Origin of the sequence: Streptomyces anatolicus (assembly GCF_019400875.1) — a bacterium.
GTDB lineage: Bacteria > Actinomycetota > Actinomycetes > Streptomycetales > Streptomycetaceae > Streptomyces > Streptomyces anatolicus.
On record NZ_WMBF01000016.1, the window covers coordinates 1 to 21,532 of the forward strand.

Here is a 21,532-nt window from a genome sequence, read left to right on the forward strand (position 1 = left end):
GTTCTGGGTGGTGTGGGGGGCGGCGCTGGGTGCCGCGGTCTTCTCGTACTACCTGCGGCGCCGCGGCCAGTGCGGGCACTGCGGGCGGGGATGAGGCGCCGCAGCCGAGAACCGGAACGCGCGTCGGCCCGGGACCAGTTCACTGGTCCCGGGCCGACGCGCGTGGTGCGTAGGCGCGTGGTGTTCAGCCCGCCCGGCGGAAGCTCCGGATCGCCAACGGAGCGGTGACGAGCACGATCACCGCGCAGATGCCCAGCGGAGCGAGCAGCGTGGCGGGCTCGATCTGCCCCATGCTCAGGTCGCGGGCCGCGGTGATGGCCTGCGACATCGGGTTGACGGAGGCGAAGGCCCGCAGCCAGCCCGGGAGGGCATCGACCGGGACGAAGGCGTTCGAGGCGAACAGCAGCACCAGGTTGATCATGCCGCCGATCGGCTGCAGCGCTTCCGGACGGCGCAGCCACGCGGACAGCGCCATGAAGACCCAGCCGAGCGACCAGCTCAGTGCTATGGCGATCAGCAGACACCCGGCGGCGCCCGCCACTCCGCCGGCCGGATCGAATCCGAAGACCAGGGCTCCGGCCAGCAGCAGCACCAGCATGTTGATGCCGCTGAGCACGGTGTCGGCGGTGCTGCGGCCGATCAGCACGGACCCGGTGTGGATCGGCATGGACCGGAAGCGCGCGATGATCCCGTTGTTCATCTCGGTGGTCAGCGCCACACCGGACTTGAGGCCCGCGCTCACCGCGCTGGTGACGAGGAAGGCGGGCAGCAGGTAGTCGATGTAGCTGACACCCGCGGGGAAGGAGGCGGTCTGCGAGACGCTCTTGAACACCTGGCTGAACACCGTCAGCATCAGGATGGGTTCCAGTACGCCCGGCAGAATCAGGGCCGGATCGCGCAGCGCCCGCAGCGACCGGCCGGACAGTACCGAGATCTGCCGGCCGATGCTCGACCCCTGATAGCGAGGCGGCCGGGGCGCGGTTTCATCGATTGCCGGACGGCTGTCGGCCGCCGGGTTGGTGACGATGGTCATCGGGAGTTCCCTACCTAACGGCACTGGAGTGGTTCAGGGCCATGTACACGTCGTCGAGCGTCGGTTCCGCATAGGCGAGCCCGGTGATCTGGGCGTCCGCCTCGTCCGTTGCCCGTACGACTGTGGCGATCTCCGTGGAATCCCGCACGGGTACGGTGAGGACCAGCCCGTCCTCGCTGTCGGGTGCGGGGGAGAGGCCGGCCCGCCGCAGGGCTTCGGTGGTCCGGGACACGTCGTCGTCGGTGCGCAGGGAGACGCTCACATTCCGGTGCCCCGCCCGGGACTTGAGTTCCTCGGCCGTGCCCGAGGCGACGATCCGGCCGTTGGCCAGCACGGTGATCGAATCCGCGAGATGGTCGGCCTCATCGAGGTACTGGGTGGTCAGCAGGACGGTGGCGCCGTCCTCGACCAGCCGCTCGACGATCTCCCACAGGCCGCGCCGGGCCACCGGATCGAGTCCGGTGGTCGGTTCGTCCAGGAAGATCACCTCGGGCCGGCCGACCAGGCTGGCCGCCAGGTCGAGCCGGCGCCGCATTCCGCCCGAATAGGTCTTCGCGCGCCTGCGGGCGGCATCGGTGAGCTGGAAGATCTCCAGCAGCTCATCGGCCCGGGCCGATGCCTCGGCCCGGGCCGCGCCCAGCAGACGGGCGATCAGAACCAGGTTGTCCCGGCCGGAGAGCGTTTCGTCCACGGCCGCGTACTGCCCCGTCAGCCCGATGCGACGGCGTACTTCCACGCCCTCGCGGACCACATCGAACCCGGCGACCCGCACGCGGCCGCCGGACGGCCGCAGCAGCGTGCTCAGGATGCTGACGAGCGTCGTCTTGCCGGCTCCGTTGTGGCCGAGGAGTCCGAGAACGGACCCCTTCGGCACACTCAGGTTTACATCGTCGAGCGCGGCCACCGACCCGAAGGCCTTGGTGAGACCGGCGACTTCGATCACTGCATCCACACGCTTGTCCTTCGTTCGCCGCACCCGCTACAACGGGATCCGCACCATCGAACAGCAACTGGGGGAGGAGCAGCGTTCCAGTGTCAATTCTTCAAATCGGCCTTCGGCTCGACCGCCGGTCCGCCCGCCGGTCCGGCGCCCCCCGCGCTGTCCGCCGAAGGTGCCGGCGGCCGACGGGACTTGGCGAGCCGGCGTGCCACCGGGCGTTCGAAACCGTGGCACACGACCCACGCGACGGCCAGGGACAGTGCGTAGGTGAGGGCGATCATGCCGAGCGCCTGGGGCAGCGGCCAGGTGCGCTCCGCTCTGCCGATCGGCCCGAAGATGATCACGAGGGTGTGGGTCAGGTAGAAGGAGAAGGCCAGTTCTCCCAGTCGGACCATGGTCCGCCCCTGGAACACGGTGCGTTTTCCCGACAGGTCGGCGGCGGCCGCGGCGGTCACGATCAGGGCCAGCGGTATCGTGGTGGGTGCCACCAGACCGAAGGTGCCGGGCAGCCACAGGCTGCACACGTACCCGGGTATGAGCGTCAGCAGCGCCGCGCCGAGGGGGATGCGGATCCACAGTCCGGCCTGGAGGATCCGGGCCATGACGATGCCGAGGGTGAAGTCGAGCATGCGGGTGGCCGGATGGTTGAAGACCGCCCACTGCTGGTCCCAGGACGCGTTGATGAAAGGCATTTCGGGGTCGGGGGAAACCACCAGCCGGGCGACGAACGCGACCGCGAAGACAGCCGCCACCAACGAGCCGGCGCAGAGCCAGAGCCACCGGTCGGGGATCTTGCGGATGACCCGGAGCAGGAGGGGGAAGGCGAGGTAGAAGAGCAGCTCGGCGCAGAGGGACCAACTGGGCCCGTTCACACCCCAGAAGACCGTTTCGTTCGACGTCCAGCCCTGGACGAGGAACAGCGACGGCAGGGTGTCACCCCAGGCGGGGCTGGTGTCGCGCGCGGCCAGCAGGACCACAGCGGCCGCACAGACCAGAAGATGCGTGGGGTAGATCCTCGCCAGCCGGCGGCGCCAGAAGCTCACGGGCCGGTCGCCCTCCCGGGCGGACCAGGTCAGGATGAACCCGCTCAGCAGGAAGAAGAAGCCGACGCTGACGAACCCGATCTTTCCGAAGTACTTGTTGAGGCTTTCGCTGAGCGTCAGATCGGCGAAGACGCCGGCCTGGATGATGTGCAGGATGAAGACGACTGCCGACGATGCGCAGCGCATCCCGACGAGGGAGGGCAGGAGAGATCTGCTGCGGTGTGAGCTCTCCTTGGGGGGACGCCCGGAAGACATGAGTGACCGGCCTCTCGTAACGGGGGTAAGGGACTAACGGGCCGCACGGTTTCAGTGACCGGGCGTCCAGCGGACCGGCAGCCGGCGCACTCCGCGGATGAGCATGCCGGAGACCCAGGGCAGGTCCGCGGGATCCGCGTCGAGTTCCAGAGTCGGGCAGCGTTCCACAAGTGCGCGGATCGCGATCTGCGCCTCCATACGGGCGAGCGGTGCGCCCATGCAGTAGTGGATGCCGTGACCGAAGGCGATGTGTCCGCGCGCGTCCCGCCGGATGTCGAACTCGTCCGGAGCCTCGAACCGTTCGGGTGCGCGATTGGCGGCGTTCAGGGCGACGAGCACGTATTCGTGACGCGGAATGACGACGCCGCCGATCTCCACGGGCTCGGCGGTGATCCGGTCCGTCGAGGTCTCCACGGCCCCGTCGTACCGGAGCATCTCCTCGACAGCGTTGTCAACCAACGTCAAGTCCTCTCGCAGCGCGGCGAGTTGGCGCGGATTGTCCAAAAGCGCGCGGACCCCGTTGGAGATCAGATTGATGGTCGTCTCGTGGCCTGCGATGAGTAGGAGGAAGCACATGCCAAGGAGTTCGTCGTCCGAGAGCTGGTCGTTCTCGCCGTCGGCCATGCCGACCAGGGCGCTCAGCAGATCGTCGCCGGGGTTGACGCGCTTGTCCTCGGCGAGCTTGACGAGGTAGGTGGCGACGTTCTGCGCCGCCGCGGCCTCCGCCATGGGGTTGGGAGGCGTCATGAGGTCCGTGGACCAGGCGTGGAACGTGGCGGCGTCCTCGGTCGGCACGCCGAGCAATTCGAAGATCACCGTGATCGGGAGCGGGAAGGCCAGGGCCGCGACCAGGTCGGCACGGTGGTCGGGGGCCGCGAGCATGTCGTCGAGCAGCTTGCCCGTGACCCGCTCGATGCCCGGCCGCAGCGCCTCGATCCGGCGCCCGGTGAATTCCCTGGCCACGAGCTTGCGCAGCCGGGTGTGCTGGGGCGGGTCGCTCTGCAGCATATTGCTGAAGGCGCCGGCGCCCGACTCCGCCTGTCCGAGCAATAGGGGAAGCGGCTTCTTGCTGAGCCGGGAGTCCGCCAGTGCCTCTCGCGCTTCGTCGTGTCCGACGATCAGCCAGACTTCCTGTCCCTCAGGAGTTCTGACCTTGTGCACCGGACCGCGCTCGCGCAGGTCGGCGTAGATCGGATACGGATCGACAGTGAATTTCGAACCGTACACACCCAGATCGATGATTTCTGTCATGAGAGTTGCTCCTTGTTCGGTGGGCATTTGGATACCTTAGGTTCCGTCTCTGCCCCGGACATGGGCGCATAGAATTCCTTGAATTAGTGTTGGCGAGCTTGGCTGGATATCTTCGGGCAGGTCGAGCAAACCTGCTTATCGAAATCTTCTCTACAGCCTTTGGGAGACCGGGCGGGCGTGGTCATACTGGCCTCGTCCGCCGCTCAGTCATAGGCATATACGGCCGTGCAGAACTCATGGCTGGTCGTCCGAAATTCACTGAGAGGAACCGATGACTTCCAGCAGTCTTGACCACGCCATGTTCGGGTTGTTCTCCACCCATGCTCTGCATTTGGCTGACAAGCACGGTGTCTTCACTCACCTGATAGCCGAGGGCCCGGCCACCCCGGCGCGTATCGCCACCGCTCGCCGGATCGACGAAGAGACGCTGGAGCGGCTTCTGCTGGTCCTGGCGTCCGTGTCCGTCGTCGAGCGCGGCTCCGACGGTTCGTACCGCATCGCGCAGGCGCTGACGCCCTTCTTCGACACGGCCGGCCCCCGCTACATCGGCGGCTTCGTCCGCCACCTGGTGACGAACACCACCGGTCAACTGGAGCGGCTCGACGACTATCTGACGCGCGGCAAGGCCGTTGTCGACGCGGGCCTCCCGGCACCGTTCGACACGATCTACCGTGACGAGGAAGCCACCCGGGAGTTCCTCGAAGCCATGTGGAACCTGAGCTTCGGGGTCTCCGAGGAACTGGTCGAGCTCGCCCGGCTCGACGGTGTCCGGCACCTGGTGGATGTCGGCGGCGCCAGCGGCGCGTTCGCGGTGGCGGCGCTCACACGGTATCCGTCGCTGAACGTCACGGTCTTCGATCTGCCGGAGGTCGGGCCCTTCCTTGAGAACACCCGGCAGTCGAAGGGACTTCAGGACCGCCTCGCGTTCGCCCCCGGCGACTTCTTCCGGGATCCGCTGCCGCCGGCGGAGTGCCTCTCCTTCGGCTACATCCTCTCGGACTGGGACGACAAGACCTGCGTCGAGCTGCTGCGCAAGGCATACGACGCGTGCGCGAGTGGTGGCCGCGTTCTCCTGATGGAGCGTCTCTTCGACGAGAACGGCGGCCCGTTGGCCACTGCGGCGATGAACCTTTCGATGCACGTCGAGACCCAGGGCCGGCACCGCACAGCAGCCGAGTACACGGGCCTCCTGGAGGAGGCCGGCTTCGGCGACTGCGCCGCGCACCGCTCCACCTGGGACAAGCACCTCGTCGTGGGAAGGAAGTCATGACCACGGCCACGAGCTCCGCCGCACGCCGGTTCCTGACCTCCCATCAGCGCGAGGTAGCGCAGCTCCAGCGAATGCGCGGCCGCGCCTGCCTGGAGCCCGCCGAGACGGACACCCTCGCGGCCCTGCACGACTCCCTACCGGAGTCCGCGAGCGGCGCCGACGAGGTGACCCGGCTGCTCACCCGACCGGTGAGCCGCGAGCTGGAGATACCGGAGTACTACCGGTACACCTGCATGCACGCCTACGGCTGGTTCCTCGACCTCTTCCCCGACGACCCGGTAGCCGGTGCGCTGCTGGCCCTGCACACCACCCTGACCGACCTGGTGGACGTGGAGCGCACGGCATGGGTGGCCGGTATCCAGCCCGAGTGCGGCGACGAGCGCATCAAGCGCCTCGACGACGCGATCGTCGCGGTCTGTGGCACGGTCATCGACCCTGTGCTCCAGGTCCGCATCGGGGATCTCGTCGACCGGGCGGCCCTCGACCCGGAGCTGGGCCGCCGCACGGCGCTGCTCGCCGAGTGCACCCGCTTCCCCCGCTCGGACCGGCATGAGGAGAACGTCTTCCTCCGCGCCGTCCAGGCTTGCGAGAACCTGTTCTTCCTCGTACGGCGCCTCTGCGTGGAAACGGCGGCCGCCAAGGAAGAGTTCCCCGCGCGGGCCGGCACCCGGCTGGAGCTCGCCGGAGTCTGCGCCGGCCTGCTCAATGACGTCTTCCACGTCCTGCGCACCCTCACCCCGGAAGGGTTCATGACCTTCCGCGACTTCACCGGCGCGGCCAGCGCTGTCCAGTCGCTGAACTATCACGCCATGGAGATCTCGGTGTACGGGTACGACCCGCGCAAGGCCGAGGTGTTCGGGTCCATCGGCCATCTCGAAGTGCTCAACAGCCCCGAAGTACGCGCCCACCAGCCGCTGTCCGCCGCGCTCGCGGACACGTCCGACCCCCGCCTCGAAGCGGGCTGGCACGAGCTGGACCGGTCCCTGTCCAAGTGGCGCGGCGGTCACTACCGTTTCGCGCGGACCTATCTGTCGTCGGACACACCGGCCTCCGGCGGCACCGACGGTGCGGCCTATGTGAAGCGGTTCGTCAAGAAGGACGCCTGCGTGGCCGGAGCCGATCCGTTCGGCGGGCTGCCACTCCTTTCCGGCTTCCTCTACCGATGAGGAGCCGGATCACTCACTTCCCCGTACACGCACCGGAGTCGCCCGCAGCGGCAGGAGAGCCAGCACCTGCCAGCCCTCGTCGCCGTACGGACCCGCGGTGAGTGTCCCGCCGAGCGCGGCTACCCTCTCCGTGAGTCCGGCCAGACCCGTACCGCCGCCGCGCCGGCTCTCACCGAAGCCCCCGGCACTGATGGCCTGCGCGGTGTTGGTGACGTCGACCACGAGGGCGCGGTCGCGGCCGCTGCCCTGGGTGCGCACCGAAACCCGTACCGAAGTCGTGGAGTTGGCGTGCCGCCGTACGTTCGTCAGAGCCTCCACCACCGTCCGGTGGGCGGTGGCCGCCACCTCACGAGGTACCTCTTCGACCAGTTCGTCGGTGAGCGGGAACTCGAGGGTCACCTCGGAGCGGCCGGAGGCCCGGAAGCGCTCCACCAGGTCGGCTATGTCGCGAATGCCGTACGGGCTGGAGCGTACGTCCCCCGAACCGGCGGACGCCCCGTCCTCCTCCGCGTAGGAGTCGTTGAGCATCAGGACGGTACGGTCCAGCGAGGCCAGCGCCTGCAGTCCGGCGGCCTCGATCCGCTGGAGGAGCGGCGCCACCTGGTCATGCTGTCCGGCGCCGCCCACCACCTGCGCGGCCTGCGCGAGCACCACGATTCCGGAGACGTCATGCGCCACGAAGTCATGCAGATCGGCGGCCAGTTGGATGCGCTGGGTCTTGCGGGCTTCCTGTACCGAGAGCAGCCGCCTGGAATCCAGCGACCGCAGATAGCCGCCGGCCATCGCGGCCGCTCCGCCGACCATCATGAACATGGCGCTCTGCCCGAGGGTCTGCGCGACGGTCGGAGGGATCTCCAGGCGCAGCAGAACGGTCGACTCGCTGAGGGCCAGGCAGCTGCCCAGGGGCAAAGCCCGGCGTGGCGACTCGAATCGTACGACCATGAAGATCATGAGCAGCGACATGGTGATCTCCACCAGCGCCATGAGCCCCGCGTGCCCCTCCGACCTGGGCGGATGCCCGACCAGAGTGCCGAGGACGGTGACAGCGGCGACCACCACTGCCGCAGGCGCGAGGGCGGGCCGGGTCGCCGGCCACCAGCCGAGGACCGTGAACGCGACCACGACCGTGACGGCCATGGGTGCGACGGTCTTCCAGCCCGCGTCGGAGACGGTGAGCGCGGCCGTGAGCACTGCGGCGACGGACACCACCGCGCACGTCGCCTTGGCGGCGGCGCCCGACAGGCGGTGTCGTGGGTTCATGACCATTTTCTGGAGTGTAGTCAGCCCCGTGCGACCCGGGCGGCCCCCCGTACTGCCCTGTGCGGACAGTCTGTTGACCGATCGGAGAGCATGAGATGAGCAGTGCGAAAGAGACCGCGCTGGACCGGCTGCTGCCCGAGTGGCACTTCAGGGAAGTGCACCGCCTGTCCGTACCGGCGGATCAGGAGGCCGTGATGTCCGCCGTCTACGGGGCGCTCTGGTCGGAGGCGCCGCTCGCACGCGCCCTGATGGCGCTGACGGGCGCGGACGTCTCGGCCGGGCGCCGCATCGTCACTGACTCGCTCAGCGCCATGGGCGACGTGATCCCTTCCGACGGCGACGAGTTCCTCTTCGCCGGTATCCAGGCCCTGGACGACATACCCAGGCCGGAGGGGACCACCGCTGAGCTGGTCGCCGGATGCACCGATCCCGGCATCGTCAAGGTGGGGATGAACCTCCGTTACGCCGACGGAGTGCTCAGCACGGAGACCCGGGTGCTGGCCACCGACGAAGGCACCCGGCGCAGGTTCCGTCCGTACTGGCTGTTCATCCGGTTCGGCAGTGGGCTGACCCGGATGTCCATGCTCCGCGCGATCCGCGCCCGTGCCCTGCGGCAGGCCGCGGGGGCCTGACCCCGGGCCGGGAGGGCCTGACCCCGGGCCGGGAGCTGCCTCAGACGCACCGCGCGGTGCGCAGCGCGGTCAGCCGTTCGGGCAGCCGTGCCCACTCGCCGGCCGTGTAGAAGTGCCCGCCCGGCAGCCTCTCGGTCTCGAAGGGGCCGCTCGCCAGCGGCCGCCAGCGCTCCGCGGCCCGGGCGTCCACGCTGTCGTCCTCGCCGTAGAGAACCTGCAGCGGGGCGGCCACCGCGCCGGGCTGGTGGCGGTAGGAGTCGACGACCCGCAGGTCGGCACGGAAGACGTCCACGGCGATCTGCCGCATCTCCGGTTCCGCGAGCACCTCCGCCGACGCCTGGCCGACCCTGCTCATCCAGGTCAGGATCTCCGCGTCGGTGTTCCGTAGGCCCGGTGAGGCACCGCGCCGCTCGGCCGGCCTCGTGGGTGCGTCGGCCGCCGAAACGACCAGGCCGCTCGGCGGCCGGCCGGCGCCGCACTCCAGGCGGCGGGCCAGATCGAAGGCGACCCACGCGCCCATGCTGTGTCCGAGCAGCACATAGGGACGGTGGGACACAGAGCGGACGGCCGACAGGGCGTCCGCCATGAGTGCTTCCCAGTCGGCGGCGAACGGGGTGGTGAACCGCCCCTCCCGGCCCGGATAGCAGTACAGCACCAACTCCACGTCCTCCGGCAGCACTTCCGCCCAGGGGCGGAAGGCGGAGGTACCGCCCCCGCAGAAGCTCAGGCACACCAGTGTCCGGTCGGCCCGTGGACGGGGCAGCGGGCGGAACAGCGACGCCGACATCTGAACTCCCTGCGAGGGACGGTGAGGGGGATGGCGGTTGGACCCTAGCCGCTGCCGTGCGGCCCGGCCGCCGGGCGCCGAGAATTTCTTGATGTCGGGAAGTGACCCAGGGTGGTGGTCCGCGCGGGGAACGTGACCGAAGCCGGCCGGGAACGTCCGGCAGGTGCGTCAAATGTCCCTTTCCGGCCCTGTGTCGGCGGCAAGGGCGGTACGGCCGAAAATCTTGCAACGCTTTATTCAATTCTTCTCATTGCAATCTCTCAAACGTGTGCGGAGATGCCGGCCAGGAGACTCTTGCCGCGGCGATTCCCGGGTGCTTAAGGTCGACCGGAATTGGGTGACAGCGCCAGGAAGGGGAGACTCGATGGCCAATCCATTCGAGGACGACAACGCCGACTACTACGTGCTGGTGAACGACGAGGGGCAGCATTCCCTGTGGCCCGCCTTCGCCGAGATTCCCGCGGGTTGGAATGCGGTGCACGGCACGGCAGGCCGACAGGAATGCCTGGACTACGTGAACGAGCACTGGGTCGACATGCGCCCGCGCAGCCTCGTGGCGGCCATGACCGCCGACGCTTCCTGAACAAAAAAGAATCGACTGAGGAGACAGAATGCCGACCATCACCGACGAGCGCCGGGCCACCATCAAGGAAATCATCTGCGACATTCTCGAGCTCGAGGACGGTGAGGTCACCGATACCAGCCTCTTCATCGAGGACCACGGTGCCGACTCGCTCCGCGCGATCGAGATCCTTGCCTCCCTCGAGAAGGAGTTCGGCATCACCATCGAGCAGTCGGAACTGAGTGAAATGGTCAACCTCGAGCGCGTGTACAAGATCGTCGGGGAGGCTCCCGGTCGCTGACCTGATCTCTGCCCGCGATCGAAATGGGAGACAACATGTCCTCAGTACGCCCTGGTGCCGAATCGGAGAGACGCCGGGTGGTACTCACCGGTTTCGGAGTCATCTCCAGCATTGGAATCGGAGCCACCGAATTCACCGAGAGTCTACGAGCCGGCCGTAGCGGCGTCAGCCCCATCTCCGTGTTCGACGTCGAAGGCTTCGCACACGTCAACGGCTGTGAGGTCAAGGGCTTTGAACCCGGGCAGTGGATCACCCGTACACCCGTGCACGAGCTGGGACGGGCCAGCCGGTTCGCCGTCGCGGCGGCCCGGATGGCGGTCCAGGACGCGGGCCTGGACCTCGAAGAACTCGCCGGCCAGCGGGGACTGATCTCCGTTGGCACCACGGACGGCGAGTCCTTCGAACTGGACCAGCTGGTGGCCGCCGAGCTCGCCGACGGTCCGGAGAACATGGATCCGGAAATCGTCCGGCGGGTCTCGGCGGCCAGGCTTTCCACGGCGATCGCGCAGGAACTCGGACTGACCGACGTCGAGGCCCCCACCATCGCGACCGCCTGCTCGGCGGGCAACTACGCGATCGGCTACGGCTTCGACGCGGTCAGCTCGGGCGAGGTCGAGTTCGCCCTGTGCGGCGGAGCCGACGCCATGTGCCGCAAGACCTTCACCGGCTTCTACCGGCTCGGCACCATCGCGCCGGAGTACTGCCAGCCGTTCGACGCCGACCGCAAGGGGATCCTCACCGGCGAGGGCGCGGGAGTACTGGTCCTGGAGAGCCTGGAATCGGCACTGGCCCGCGGCGCCACCATCTACGCCGAGGTGCTCGGTTACGGCCTCAACTGCGATGCGTACCACCAGGTCGCCCCGAACGGCGACAGCGTCGCGGAGTGCATGCGGATCGCCCTGGCGAACGCCGGCGTGAAGCCGGAGGAGGTCGACCTGGTCTCCGCGCACGGCACCGGCACCAAGGCCAACGACATCACCGAGGCCGGAGCCATCCGCAAGGTCTTCGCCGCGGACACCCCCCGGACGATCTCGCTGAAGTCGATGCTCGGCCACACCATGGGCGCCGCCAGCGCGCTCGGCGCGATCGCCTGCGGTCTCGCCATCACCCACGGTTTCATCCCGCCGACGATCAACCACCATCGGACCGACCCGGAGTGCGACATCGACTGCGTACCCAATCACGCAGTCGACGCCGACCTGCGGATCGTGCAGAACAACGGTCTGGCGTTCGGCGGCAACAACGCGATCGTGATCCTCGGCAAGTACGCGGGGAGCACCGCATGACGTACGCCATCACCGGTGCGGGCGCCGTCGCCAGTATCGGCGCGGACCTCGACGAGGTCTTCGGCTCACTGTGCGGCGGCCGCAGCGGGCTCGCGCTGCTGCGGGCGTTCGACCGGGCGCAGTTCAACGCGCAGCAACTGTTCGAGATAGACGACCGGCCGGCCGACGGCACCGACGAGCCCGGCCGCGCCACCCGCTTCCTGCTGGAAGCGGTACGCCAGGCCGCGGCCGACGCCGGGCTGCCCGAAGACCTGGCCGGTATACCGGTGCTGGTCGGCACGGGCCTGCGCGAACTGCGCTCGCTCGAACTGTGGTGGCGCGACGGCATCCCCTTCGACGCCGACGGGCTGCACTTCGGTGAGGCACTGCGCAGCCGGTTCGGCGCCGTCGACATCCATACCTTCGCCGGTGCCTGCTCGGCCTCGCTGTACGCACTCGCCCTCGCCTGGGACCTGCTGGAACTGGGCGAGGCCGACACGGTCATCGTGGCGGGCTGCGACGTGGTCACCGAGAGCATGTTCGGGCAGGCGGACCGGGTCCAGTTCGACCCGCCGCCGTCCGTACGCCCCTTCGACAAGGACCGCCAGGGCACCATCCTCGGCGAGGGGGCTGCCGCCGTCGTGCTGAGCCGTGCCCCGGCGCAGGGACGCCGACCGCGCGGCTGGCTGCGCTCGGTGGCCGTCAACTGTGACGCGCACCATCAGACCGCGCCCGACGCGGCAGGCGTCGAGGCGGCCGTCCGGCAGGCGCAGGAGCTGGCCGCGGTCACCCCCGCGGAGATCGACCTGGTGCTGCTGCACGCCACCGGCACTCCTCTCAACGACCGTACGGAGGCCACGGTGACCGCCGAGGTGTTCGCCGGTGCCCGCCCGGCCCTGACCGGAGTGAAATCACTGACCGGCCACACCTCGGGCTCGGCGGGACTGCTCGCCCTCATCGTCGCTCTGCGCTCCCTGGAGACAGGCCTGGTGCCGCCCCTCGCCGGGCTCACCGAGCCGTTGCCGGAAGGCGCCGGGCTCCAGCTGGTGATGGACCGGCCGCTCTCCGCACCGCTGCGGCTTGCCCAGGTCAACAGCTTCGGCTTCGGCGGCGTGAACGCCGTCGCGATCGTGGCGGGGGCAGCATGAACACCGCAGCCGTGACCGGAGTCTCCGTGGCCCTGCCCGGCGTCACGAGCCCTCAGGGCCTGCTCGGGCCGGCCGTGCCCGGCGCCGCTCCGGTCGATCCCGCCGCGGTGATCGGCAAGAAGGGACTGCGTTACAAGGACCGGGCTACCCAGATCGGACTGTGCCTGGCCTTCTCCGCGCTCGACGATGCCGGGCTGCTCGACGGGACCGGGCTCACCGCGCCGGGCGACAGGATCGGCGTCGTCGTCAGCTCGAACCTGGGCAACGCCGACACGGTGTGCCGGGCCGTGGAGACCATCGCGAAGGAGACCACGTCCGGGCTGAGCCCGATGGACACCCCCAACGCCTCCAGCAACATCATCGCCTCCGAGACAGCCATCCGGTACGGGCTTCGCGGACCGAACCTCACGGTGTGCAACGGCGCCACCTCGGGGCTCGACGCGGTGCGCTGGGCACAGCTCATGGTCCGCTCCGGCCGGGCCGAACACATGGTGGTCATCGGCGTCGAACCCGACAACCCGGTGACCAGGCGCCTCGTCGACGGGCCGGTGGCCGACGGCGGCGCCGCGCTGGTCGTGAGCCGCTCCGGCGCGGCCGGCCCCACGGCCGCGGTCAAGGCGCTGCTCGGAGCCCAGGTCCGCACCGCCCGTACCGCCGCCGCCGTCGCGCGGCTGACCGAGACCGCACCCGGAGCCACGCTCTGGCTCACCGGCGAGCCGGACATCGCGCCGCCGGGCGAGCAGCGGTACGGCCTCACCGGCTGGGGTGAGCTGTCCGGCGCCCTCGGCGTGGTGCAGTGCGCCGCGGCCACCGCCTGGTTCGCGGACGGCCACGAAGGCCCGGCATACGCCTTGGCCGACGGGGCGGGAGCGGCACTCCTCGCACCGGAGCGCAGCTCATGAGGAAGGTGGCCCTGCTGCACGGCCTCGGCAACAACGAGGCGATCTGGTCCTCGCTCGCCGGGCACTGGCGCACCGATGTAGAGGTGTACGCGCCCCAACTGCCCTGGAATGGCGGCGGCATCGCCGACTGGCGGTACGAGACCGACTCGGCGGCCCTGGTGGAGGAGACCCTGGCGGCCGTCCCCGGCGGCGCCGACCTGGTCGTCGCCCACTCCTTCAGCTCGGTCCTCCTCCTTGAGCTGCTCTGCCGCCGGGCGGCCACCGGCAACCCGCTGGACGTGCCCGCCGTCGTGCTGGTCAATCCCTTCTACCGGAGCAGTGCGGACTCCTTCCACTGGGACATGATCGAGCCGACGCTCCATGACTTCCCCCGCACCATGGCGGAGGCGATCCGGCTGCAGACCGTGGACCGCCCCATCGACCCCGAACTGCGGGCCGACATGGCTCGCCGGCTGTGCGAGTGGGTCGGCCCGTACGGATGGCTGCGCTTCTTCGACACCTATCTGCGCACGCCGCTGTTCCGGGTGGATCTGGTCGAGACCCGCTGTCTGGTGATGGGCGGCGCGGACGACCTGTCCGCGCCCGCCGCCGAGGCGTCTCTGCTCGCTTCACTGCTGCCGGCCGCCGAACCGCTGATCGTGCCGGGCGGCCACTTCCCGATGCTCGAACGGCCGCGCTGGTTCGCCGAAACGGTGCAGGAATTCCTCGACCGGACCCCGGACCGGGTCGCCCCGGCCGCCGGCATCTGAAACCCCCTCATGAAGGAGTCCGCGATGGGCCCGACGCCCGCCCCTGCCGTGACGGCGCTGCTGGAGACCTCGACCACGGTGCGTCTGCGCCCGCAGTTCGAAGGCAACAACATCAGCTACGCCATCGGCTTCAAGCAGATCAACTACCTGGCCGAAACGGCGGTGCTGAACCACTTCCGGACCGCGGGACTGCCGGTCGGGCAGCTCTATCAGCGCTTCGGGCTCGGCTTCGACGTCGTCGACATCCACTCACGCCTCGGCGCGCTGCTCGCCGTCGACGACGAGGCCGAGGCGGTGGTCACCCCGGTCACCAAGGACGGCGAGAACCGGTTCGGCTTCAAGGTCGACCTGTTCGTCGAGCGTGACGGGCAGCGCCTCAAATGCGCGGGGTCCACCGTCCGGGTGCTGCTGCGCGTCGACAGCCACATCACGGCCCAGGAGCCCCTGCCCGCCGGCCTCGCCCGGTTCACCGCCGAGCGTCTGGGCTCCGGTGAACGGCTGGAGACCGCGGCTGTCGCCCAGCCGTACGGCGGCTTCTCGGACGGACGCGGCACCACCGGGCCCGACCCGGTGCTCACCGAACTCGTCGGTGAGGAGAACGCGTTCGGCTGGCGTTATCGGATTCCGTACTTCTACTGCCACTTCAACGAGCGCATGCAGATGTCCGGCTTCCTGCGGGTGATGGAGGAGGTCGAGGACCTCTTCCTCGCCGACCGCGGTCTCGCCATCAAGGAGGTCCTCGACACCCGGGGTTGGATCCCGGTGGTCACGCAGTCCCGTATCGAACTGCTCGACGAGTCCCTCATGGAGGAGGAGCTCTACACGGTCTACACCGTCGAGGACATCTTCAAGAACCTCCTCTACACCTGCCGCATGGACTGCTACGTGCTGCGCGACGGCGTCCTGGTGAAGACCGCCACCGGCACGATCACCCACGGCTATCTGCACGAGATCCGCCCCAACGTATGGGAGATGGCGACGCTGGACGAGCCCGTCGTCACCGCGCTCACCACCCCGCGGAAGGCATCGGCATGAGTACGGCGCTGCACAACCGCCGCCCCGTGATCACGGGCTGGTCGGCGGTCTCGCCCCACGGCATCGGCGCCCAGGCGCTTGTCGACGGTCTGCGGGCCCAGCGGCCCACCGGCGCGCCGGTGGACACCGCCCGTTGGCGGGTGCCTGCGGGCCGGGCCCATCTCGTGCCCGGCTTCGAGACCCGCGAGGTGCTGGGGAAGAAGGGCACCCGGTCGATGGACCGGGTCACCGGCCTCGCCGTCACCGCCGTCGGCGGCCTCCTGGAACAGCGCGGCTCCGTGCGGGAGACGGAGACCGGTGACCGCGCCGCGCTCGTTCTGGCGACCACCACCGGCAGCGCCGCGAGCATGATGGACTTCACCCGCAGCTCGCTGGAGGGCGCCCGCCCGTACGACGTCGACCCGGCGGTCATGCCCAACGCCGTGATGAACTGCGCGGCCGGGCAGTGCGCGATCTGGTTCGGTATCCGCGGCCCCAACACCACGCTTGCGGGCGGCCGCGCCGCCGGTCTGCTCTCCGTCAACTACGCCACCCGGCTGCTGTCCTCCGGCCGCGCCGACGCGGTGCTCTGCGCCGCGGCCGAGGAGTTCTCCGCCGCCCGCTACTGGCTCGAACGGCACAGCCGCGGGGCCGAGGCGCCGGACGTGCCGCTCGGCGAGGGCGCCGCCGTGCTGCTGATCCAGCCGGCCGACGCCGTCGGCCCCGAGCGTCCCGCGCTGGCCGAGATCCTCGCGGTGCGGTCCCGGGTGGCGACCGGCAAACAGGTGCGGGGCGCCTTCGAGGCGTGCGTACGCTCCGCTCTCGATGCCGCGGGCGTGCGACCGGACGAGGTGTGGGCGGCCGTCTCCGGTGAGGCGCCGGGCCGCCTCGGCCAGCTGGAGCGTGACGTACTCGGCGAGGTCTGCGGCCCCCGGACCCTGGAGCGGGTACCGGCCGTCGGCCGGCTCGGCGACGTCTCCTCGGCCTCGGCGTCGTTCCAGATCGCCATCCTGCTCGCCACCACCAGCGAGCGGCCCGAGGCCGCCGGGCAGGTCGCCCTGGTGACGTCCGCCGACCGGGACGGTTCGCTGGCATGCGCGGTACTGAGGCTGGTGGCCTCGTGACCCAAGCCGCCACCGACCGCCCGCCGAGCCCCGTCGCGGCCGAGGTCCGGGTCCTGGCCAGGACCGACGAGGGCCTCGCGACGGCCGCCCGGGCCGAGATCGCCGCCGCGGAGCCGGTCTTCGCGGGCCACTACCCCGACTTCCCGATCTTCCCGGGAGTGTGTGTGCTGGAGTGCGTGCACCGCGCCGCGACCGACGGCGAAGGGGCACCGGTACCCGCCGACCTCGCCGCCGTCGAGTCGGCGCGGTTCTCCGGAGCCGTGCTCCCCGGCGACACTCTCGACATCACACTGAGGTGGCGCCGCACCGAGAACGGCTGGCGCTGCGACGCCACCACCGCCACGGCGCGCGGAAAGTCGGCCTCGGTACGGCTGCGCTACCGGGCCGTCGGAGGTGCGGGATGAACGCGGCCCTGCCGGCCGTGGCTCCCGTACCCACCCTGCCGAGGGTGACCGACCTGCTGCCGCACCGCTATCCGATGCTGCTCGTGGACCGCGTCGAGGAGATGGTGCCCGGCGAGCGGGTGCGGGCGGTCAAGGCGATCACCATGAACGAGCCGTGGTACGCGGGCCTTTCGGCCGATGCCGCGTTGGACTACCCGCCGTCCCTGCTCATCGAGTCGTGGGGGCAGTGCGCCGGACTTCTCGCCTCGGCTACCGCTCCCGCCCCCGCCGGCCAGGTCATGCTCTTCGGCTCGGTGGCCGACGCGGAGTTCTGTCTGCCGGTCCTGCCGGGCGACGTGATCGAGCACCGGGTCCGCATCTCCCGGGCGCTCGCCGATTCCGTGATCTTCGAGGGATCGAGCCACCGCGGCGCGGACACGGTGATGTCCGTGTCCCGGATGGTGATGGCCTTCCGGCCCGCCGAACTGCTCCGAACCGACACGCCCGTCCGGCCGCACGCCGGACGAGACAGAGAGGCGACCTCATGACCGACGACAGGCCCGTGGCCCTGGTCAGCGGAGGATCGCGCGGCATCGGCCGCGCCGCGGTGCTCAAGCTGGCGGCAGACGGCCACGACGTCAGCTTCTGCTACCACTCACAACACGAGGCGGCGGAACTCCTCGCCAAGGAGGCACAGGCGCTGGGCGTGAACACGCTCCACCGCCGCGTGGACGTCGGCGACGCCGACGCCGTACGTGACTGGGTCACCGAGACCGAGCGGGAGCTCGGCCCGATCGTGACGGCGGTTCCCTCGGCGGGCATCACCCGGGACAAGGCCATGGTGATGATGTCCGACGACGACTGGAAGTCGGTCGTCTCCACCAACCTCGACGGCGTCTTCCACGTCTGCCGTGCGGCCGCCTTCGGCATGATGAAGCGCCGCCGCGGCAGCATCGTCAACGTCTCCTCGGTCGCCGGGATCTACGGCAACGCCACCCAGACCAACTACGCCGCCTCCAAGGCGGGAATCATCGGGTTCTCCCGGTCCCTGGCCAAGGAGGTCGGCCGCTACGGGATCCGCGTCAACGTGGTCGCTCCCGGTTTCGTCGACACCGACATGGTCGCGGCGGTCTCCGAGCGCGCCCGGGACGAGGCGCTGACCGGCGTCGCGCTCGGCCGCATGGGGACCTCCGAGGAGGTCGCCGAACTTATCTCCTTCCTGGCCGGGGACCGCGCGAGTTACATCACCGGGGCCGTCTTCCAGATCGATGGAGGCATAGCCCTGTGAACCGCAGAAAAAAGAACCCCAGATGGTATTTCTCGCTGCGCAGCCCCTACTCGTGGTTCGCCTACCGCGACCTCACCGAGCGCTACCCCGACGTCCTCGACACGATCGAGTGGATTCCCTACTGGGAGCCTGACGAGGAGTCCACCCGGCTGCTCTCCGAGGCCGGCGTCACGCTCCCCGTCATGCCCATGCACCGGGCCAAGAACTTCTACATCCTGCGCGACGCCCGCCGCTGGGCGCAGGCACGGGACTGGAAGGTGACCTGGCCCGTCGACCGGGCTCCGCACTGGGAGGTCTCCCACCTCGCCTACCTGGCGGCAGAGGAGGCCGGCCGCGGGAAGGAGTTCGTGGCCCTGGCCTACCAGGCACGCTGGAACGAGGGGCGGGACCTGGCAGAGCGCACCACCATCGCCGGTATCGCCCGCGAGCTGGGTCTCGACCCCGGCATCGCCGACGCGGTGGACGACCCCGAACTGCGGGCCAAGGGAGTGCGGTGCCTCGTCGCCGCCTACCACGACGACGCCTTCGGCGTGCCGTTCTTCGTCCACGGCCGCGAGGGGTTCTGGGGCGCCGAGCGGGTCTCGGCGTTCGTGGCCGCGGTGCGCGGCGTCAGCTGGGACGGCGGCAGCGACGCGCCCTTCCCCGTGCCCCCCGCCGTGAACCCGGTCGGACAGGAGAGATGATGACGATCACTGGAGCACCGCAGCGGCTGATCCCGCGCTGGGCAGGGCCGTCCTCCGAAGCGGCTTCGTCTGCACCGGCTCCGTCGACTGGTACGGCTTCGTCGACCGAAACGGCCTCGGTGGCCGAGTTGTCGCACGCCCTCCCGGTCCGCCTCGCCGCGCGGATCCGACTGCTGGCACGCCGCTCGGCCACCAGCTGGGAAGCCGCCCTGCTCGCCGCCCACACCGTGGTCCTGTCCGCGCTCAGCGGCGAACGCTCCATGGTGACCGGCTACGTTCCGGCCACCTCCCCCGGTACCGCCCCGCAGGCACCGAGGCCGCGCTCACTGGCGGTGGACACCGAGTCCTGGCGGGAGCTGCTCACCGCCTGCGCACAGAGCGCGGCCCGGCCGGTAGAGGGCGCCTTCGAGACCGTGCTCGACCTCGGGGACCCCGATGGCGCAAGCCCCGCCCCGGCCGACTCCGGCACCGTCCTGACCACGGCACTGCGGTACGGGGACGGCGGACCCGCGATCCTGCTGCGCTACCGCACCGACGTCCTGGACGCCGAGGCCGCCGGGCGGATAGCCGGCTACTACGGCACGGCGCTCGAACAGCTGGTGTCCGAGCCGGACGCTCCCGCCCGCCGCGGAGGGCTGCTCGCGGAGGCGGAACTCCGCCATCAGCTCAACGAACTCGGCGGCAGGGAAGTGGAGTTGCCGGACCGCAGGTTCCACGAGCTGTTCGAGGAGCAGGCCGCGGCCCGGCCCACCGAGACGGCCGCCGTGCACGCCGGGAAGAGCTGGTCGTACGGCGAACTCAACGCGTACGCCAACCGGATCGCGCACACCCTGCTCGCCAGGGACCTCGGCCCGGAAGCGGTGGTGGCCGTGGTCACCGAGCGCAATCTGGACTGGCTCGCCTCCGTCATCGCCGTCTTCAAGGCGGGCGCGGCCTACCTGCCCATCGAACCGCACGCCCCCGCCGACCGCATGGCCAGGACGCTGGAACGCAGCGGCTGCCGTCTGGTGCTCACCGAGGACGGCGGCCCCGGGCACCTGGAGCGGGCAGCCCCGCCCGAGTTGGAACTGCTCACGGTCACCGCCGCTTACGGCGAAGGCCGCCCCGACCACAATCCCGCCGTGCCCGTCGAGGCCGGCCGGCTCGCGTACCTCTACTTCACCTCGGGCTCCACGGGAGAGCCCAAGGGGGCGATGTGCGAGCACGCCGGCTTCGTCAACCACCTGTACGCCAAGATCGAGGACCAGGGCATCGGCGAGGGCCAGGTGGTGGCGCAGACCGCGCCGCAGTCCTTCGACATCTCGCTGTGGCAGCTGGTCGCCGCGCTGGTCGTGGGCGGGCGCACACTGATCGTCGAACAGGACGCGATCCTCGACGTCGACCGGTATCTCGACACCATCGAGCAGGGCGAGGTCGCGATACTCCAGGCGGTCCCCTCCTATCTGGAGGTGGTGCTCGCGCGGCTGGAGGAGCGCCCCCGTGAGCTGCCCGCGCTGCGCTGCGTGTCCGTGACGGGAGAGGCGCTCAAGAAGGAACTGGTCGTACGGTGGTTCGCCCGGTTCCCGCACATCCGGCTGATGAACGCCTACGGCCTCACCGAGACCTCGGACGACACCAACCACGAAGTGATGACAGAGGTACCGGAGTGGGACTCGGTCCCGCTGGGCGCCCCGGTCCGCAACGTGACGGTCTACATCGTCGACGAGGAACTCCGGCCTGTCCCGCTGGGAGCGCCCGGGGAGATCGTCTTCTCCGGTGTCTGCGTCGGACGCGGTTACGTCAACGACCCGCAGCGCACCGCCCTGGCCTTCGGCGACGACCCGCACCGCCCCGGCCAACGGCTCTACCGCTCCGGTGACTTCGGACGCTGGCTCCCGGGCGGCACGCTCGAATTCCTCGGTCGGCGGGACGCCCAGATCAAGATCCGGGGATTCCGGATCGAGATCGGTGAGATCGAGAACCAGCTGCTGCGGCTGCCCGGCGTGCGCGACGGCGCTGTCGTCGTCGTGGAGAGCCCCGACGAGGAGCGCCACCTGGTCGGCTTCCAGACGGGCTCCGCGGAACCCGTCGACCTGCTGCGCGAACGGCTCGCGCGGGCGCTGCCGGAGTACATGGTGCCGCGCCGCCTCGAACGCCTGGACGCGTTGCCCCTCACCGCCAACGGCAAGACCGACAAACGGGCTCTCACCGAGCTGGCGGCGCGGCTGGGCGCGCAGGACGGGGAGCGCGAGGCGCCCCGCACCGACACGGAGCGAAGGCTGGCCGAGGCGTGGGCAGCGGTACTGCGGCTGCCGGCCGACCAGATCGGCCGCCAGGACAGCTTCTTCGACAAGGGCGGCACGTCACTCGCGGCAGTGCAGCTGATCGTACGGATGGAGCGCGCGTTCACCCTGCGCGAGCTGCTCCAGCACCCGAGGCTCACCGAGCTCGCGGGATTCGTGGACGCCAAGACCAAGAACTGAGGACGTGGCCGCAG

22 protein-coding genes are annotated in these 21,532 nt (G+C 69.9%); 16 read left to right on the forward strand and 6 right to left on the reverse strand.

What is annotated here, in order from left to right:
• Positions 1–184 precede the first annotated feature (184 nt).
• From GKQ77_RS03480 to GKQ77_RS03495, 4 genes are all read right to left on the reverse strand, one after another.
• Positions 185–1,033: an ABC transporter permease gene (locus GKQ77_RS03480; RefSeq protein ID WP_219687148.1), complete on the reverse strand. Its 849-nt coding sequence runs from the start codon at positions 1,031–1,033 to the stop codon at positions 185–187.
• 10 nt (positions 1,034–1,043) lie between these two features.
• A complete protein-coding gene (locus GKQ77_RS03485; protein ID WP_219687151.1) occupies positions 1,044–1,985 on the reverse strand; it encodes an ATP-binding cassette domain-containing protein in 942 nt (313 codons plus the stop codon).
• A gap of 83 nt (positions 1,986–2,068) precedes the next feature.
• On the reverse strand, positions 2,069–3,202 hold the full coding sequence (locus GKQ77_RS03490; protein ID WP_219687153.1) for an acyltransferase family protein: 1,134 nt from the start codon (positions 3,200–3,202) through the stop codon (positions 2,069–2,071).
• A gap of 120 nt (positions 3,203–3,322) precedes the next feature.
• On the reverse strand, positions 3,323–4,522 hold the full coding sequence (locus GKQ77_RS03495; RefSeq protein WP_219687155.1) for a cytochrome P450 family protein: 1,200 nt from the start codon (positions 4,520–4,522) through the stop codon (positions 3,323–3,325).
• 298 nt (positions 4,523–4,820) lie between these two features.
• Between GKQ77_RS03495 and GKQ77_RS03500 the strand changes: the two genes are divergently transcribed.
• Together GKQ77_RS03500 and GKQ77_RS03505 are read left to right on the forward strand one after the other, a co-directional pair.
• Positions 4,821–5,792 (forward strand): methyltransferase, encoded by a 972-nt coding sequence (locus GKQ77_RS03500; protein WP_504739855.1) that lies wholly within the window; start codon positions 4,821–4,823, stop codon positions 5,790–5,792.
• Positions 5,789–6,958: a tryptophan 2,3-dioxygenase gene (locus tag GKQ77_RS03505; RefSeq protein ID WP_219687158.1), complete on the forward strand. Its 1,170-nt coding sequence runs from the start codon at positions 5,789–5,791 to the stop codon at positions 6,956–6,958. Before GKQ77_RS03500 ends, GKQ77_RS03505 begins: the two co-directional genes overlap by 4 nt.
• Before the next feature lie 9 nt (positions 6,959–6,967).
• Here GKQ77_RS03505 and GKQ77_RS03510 read toward each other — a convergent pair whose 3' ends face one another.
• Positions 6,968–8,218, reverse strand: a complete 1,251-nt coding sequence (locus tag GKQ77_RS03510) for a sensor histidine kinase (protein ID WP_219687181.1) — start codon at positions 8,216–8,218, stop codon at positions 6,968–6,970.
• Between the two features lie 95 nt (positions 8,219–8,313).
• On the opposite strand from GKQ77_RS03510, the gene GKQ77_RS03515 reads away from it, so the two are divergent.
• Positions 8,314–8,850: a hypothetical protein gene (locus GKQ77_RS03515; RefSeq protein WP_258020788.1), complete on the forward strand. Its 537-nt coding sequence runs from the start codon at positions 8,314–8,316 to the stop codon at positions 8,848–8,850.
• A gap of 40 nt (positions 8,851–8,890) precedes the next feature.
• Here the strand turns inward: GKQ77_RS03515 and GKQ77_RS03520 are convergent, their stop codons facing one another.
• On the reverse strand, positions 8,891–9,637 hold the full coding sequence (locus tag GKQ77_RS03520) for a thioesterase II family protein (RefSeq protein ID WP_219687182.1): 747 nt from the start codon (positions 9,635–9,637) through the stop codon (positions 8,891–8,893).
• A gap of 364 nt (positions 9,638–10,001) precedes the next feature.
• Between GKQ77_RS03520 and GKQ77_RS03525 the strand changes: the two genes are divergently transcribed.
• From GKQ77_RS03525 to GKQ77_RS03585, 13 genes are read left to right on the forward strand one after another with little or no spacing between them, the layout of a single operon-like run.
• Entirely contained in the window at positions 10,002–10,220 is a 219-nt protein-coding gene (locus GKQ77_RS03525) for an MbtH family protein (RefSeq protein ID WP_219687183.1), read from the forward strand.
• 28 nt (positions 10,221–10,248) lie between these two features.
• The gene (locus tag GKQ77_RS03530) at positions 10,249–10,500 is read left to right on the forward strand and encodes an acyl carrier protein (RefSeq protein ID WP_219687184.1); all 252 of its coding nucleotides are present in this window, start codon (positions 10,249–10,251) and stop codon (positions 10,498–10,500) included.
• A 35-nt stretch (positions 10,501–10,535) separates the two neighbouring features.
• On the forward strand, positions 10,536–11,786 hold the full coding sequence (locus tag GKQ77_RS03535) for a beta-ketoacyl-[acyl-carrier-protein] synthase family protein (RefSeq protein ID WP_219687185.1): 1,251 nt from the start codon (positions 10,536–10,538) through the stop codon (positions 11,784–11,786).
• On the forward strand, positions 11,783–12,913 hold the full coding sequence (locus GKQ77_RS03540) for a beta-ketoacyl synthase N-terminal-like domain-containing protein (protein WP_219687186.1): 1,131 nt from the start codon (positions 11,783–11,785) through the stop codon (positions 12,911–12,913). Before GKQ77_RS03535 ends, GKQ77_RS03540 begins: the two co-directional genes overlap by 4 nt.
• Positions 12,910–13,815, forward strand: a complete 906-nt coding sequence (locus GKQ77_RS03545) for a beta-ketoacyl synthase N-terminal-like domain-containing protein (RefSeq protein WP_219687187.1) — start codon at positions 12,910–12,912, stop codon at positions 13,813–13,815. Before GKQ77_RS03540 ends, GKQ77_RS03545 begins: the two co-directional genes overlap by 4 nt.
• Complete coding sequence (locus GKQ77_RS03550; protein ID WP_219687188.1) at positions 13,812–14,564, forward strand: alpha/beta fold hydrolase; 753 nt, start codon at positions 13,812–13,814, stop codon at positions 14,562–14,564. Before GKQ77_RS03545 ends, GKQ77_RS03550 begins: the two co-directional genes overlap by 4 nt.
• A 24-nt stretch (positions 14,565–14,588) precedes the next feature.
• Positions 14,589–15,599: a hotdog family protein gene (locus tag GKQ77_RS03555; RefSeq protein ID WP_219687189.1), complete on the forward strand. Its 1,011-nt coding sequence runs from the start codon at positions 14,589–14,591 to the stop codon at positions 15,597–15,599.
• Positions 15,596–16,702, forward strand: a complete 1,107-nt coding sequence (locus tag GKQ77_RS03560; protein ID WP_219687190.1) for a beta-ketoacyl synthase N-terminal-like domain-containing protein — start codon at positions 15,596–15,598, stop codon at positions 16,700–16,702. Before GKQ77_RS03555 ends, GKQ77_RS03560 begins: the two co-directional genes overlap by 4 nt.
• A complete protein-coding gene (locus GKQ77_RS03565) occupies positions 16,699–17,106 on the forward strand; it encodes a 3-hydroxyacyl-ACP dehydratase FabZ family protein (protein ID WP_308117534.1) in 408 nt (135 codons plus the stop codon). Before GKQ77_RS03560 ends, GKQ77_RS03565 begins: the two co-directional genes overlap by 4 nt.
• Positions 17,103–17,633, forward strand: a complete 531-nt coding sequence (locus GKQ77_RS03570; protein ID WP_219687193.1) for a 3-hydroxyacyl-ACP dehydratase FabZ family protein — start codon at positions 17,103–17,105, stop codon at positions 17,631–17,633. Before GKQ77_RS03565 ends, GKQ77_RS03570 begins: the two co-directional genes overlap by 4 nt.
• Entirely contained in the window at positions 17,630–18,373 is a 744-nt protein-coding gene (gene fabG / locus GKQ77_RS03575) for a 3-oxoacyl-ACP reductase FabG (RefSeq protein ID WP_219687194.1), read from the forward strand. The genes GKQ77_RS03570 and fabG overlap by 4 nt, the downstream gene beginning before the upstream one ends.
• Complete coding sequence (locus tag GKQ77_RS03580) at positions 18,370–19,056, forward strand: 2-hydroxychromene-2-carboxylate isomerase (protein ID WP_219687196.1); 687 nt, start codon at positions 18,370–18,372, stop codon at positions 19,054–19,056. The genes fabG and GKQ77_RS03580 overlap by 4 nt, the downstream gene beginning before the upstream one ends.
• Positions 19,056–21,518 (forward strand): non-ribosomal peptide synthetase, encoded by a 2,463-nt coding sequence (locus GKQ77_RS03585; protein ID WP_219687197.1) that lies wholly within the window; start codon positions 19,056–19,058, stop codon positions 21,516–21,518. Before GKQ77_RS03580 ends, GKQ77_RS03585 begins: the two co-directional genes overlap by 1 nt.
• Positions 21,519–21,532: the final 14 nt, after the last annotated feature.

Coding starts and splice junctions, on each gene's coding strand:
- GKQ77_RS03505 (WP_219687158.1), top strand. CDS start 5,789: ATGACCACGGCCACGAGCTCCGCCGCACGCCGGTTCCTGACCTCCCAT.
- GKQ77_RS03515 (WP_258020788.1), top strand. CDS start 8,314: ATGAGCAGTGCGAAAGAGACCGCGCTGGACCGGCTGCTGCCCGAGTGG.
- GKQ77_RS03520 (WP_219687182.1), bottom strand. CDS start 9,637: ATGTCGGCGTCGCTGTTCCGCCCGCTGCCCCGTCCACGGGCCGACCGG.
- GKQ77_RS03500 (WP_504739855.1), top strand. CDS start 4,821: ATGTTCGGGTTGTTCTCCACCCATGCTCTGCATTTGGCTGACAAGCAC.
- GKQ77_RS03560 (WP_219687190.1), top strand. CDS start 15,596: ATGAGTACGGCGCTGCACAACCGCCGCCCCGTGATCACGGGCTGGTCG.
- GKQ77_RS03555 (WP_219687189.1), top strand. CDS start 14,589: ATGGGCCCGACGCCCGCCCCTGCCGTGACGGCGCTGCTGGAGACCTCG.
- GKQ77_RS03510 (WP_219687181.1), bottom strand. CDS start 8,218: ATGAACCCACGACACCGCCTGTCGGGCGCCGCCGCCAAGGCGACGTGC.
- GKQ77_RS03480 (WP_219687148.1), bottom strand. CDS start 1,033: ATGACCATCGTCACCAACCCGGCGGCCGACAGCCGTCCGGCAATCGAT.
- GKQ77_RS03530 (WP_219687184.1), top strand. CDS start 10,249: ATGCCGACCATCACCGACGAGCGCCGGGCCACCATCAAGGAAATCATC.
- fabG (WP_219687194.1), top strand. CDS start 17,630: ATGACCGACGACAGGCCCGTGGCCCTGGTCAGCGGAGGATCGCGCGGC.
- GKQ77_RS03525 (WP_219687183.1), top strand. CDS start 10,002: ATGGCCAATCCATTCGAGGACGACAACGCCGACTACTACGTGCTGGTG.
- GKQ77_RS03545 (WP_219687187.1), top strand. CDS start 12,910: ATGAACACCGCAGCCGTGACCGGAGTCTCCGTGGCCCTGCCCGGCGTC.
- GKQ77_RS03570 (WP_219687193.1), top strand. CDS start 17,103: ATGAACGCGGCCCTGCCGGCCGTGGCTCCCGTACCCACCCTGCCGAGG.
- GKQ77_RS03490 (WP_219687153.1), bottom strand. CDS start 3,202: ATGCGCTGCGCATCGTCGGCAGTCGTCTTCATCCTGCACATCATCCAG.
- GKQ77_RS03535 (WP_219687185.1), top strand. CDS start 10,536: ATGTCCTCAGTACGCCCTGGTGCCGAATCGGAGAGACGCCGGGTGGTA.
- GKQ77_RS03550 (WP_219687188.1), top strand. CDS start 13,812: ATGAGGAAGGTGGCCCTGCTGCACGGCCTCGGCAACAACGAGGCGATC.
- GKQ77_RS03585 (WP_219687197.1), top strand. CDS start 19,056: ATGACGATCACTGGAGCACCGCAGCGGCTGATCCCGCGCTGGGCAGGG.
- GKQ77_RS03495 (WP_219687155.1), bottom strand. CDS start 4,522: ATGACAGAAATCATCGATCTGGGTGTGTACGGTTCGAAATTCACTGTC.
- GKQ77_RS03540 (WP_219687186.1), top strand. CDS start 11,783: ATGACGTACGCCATCACCGGTGCGGGCGCCGTCGCCAGTATCGGCGCG.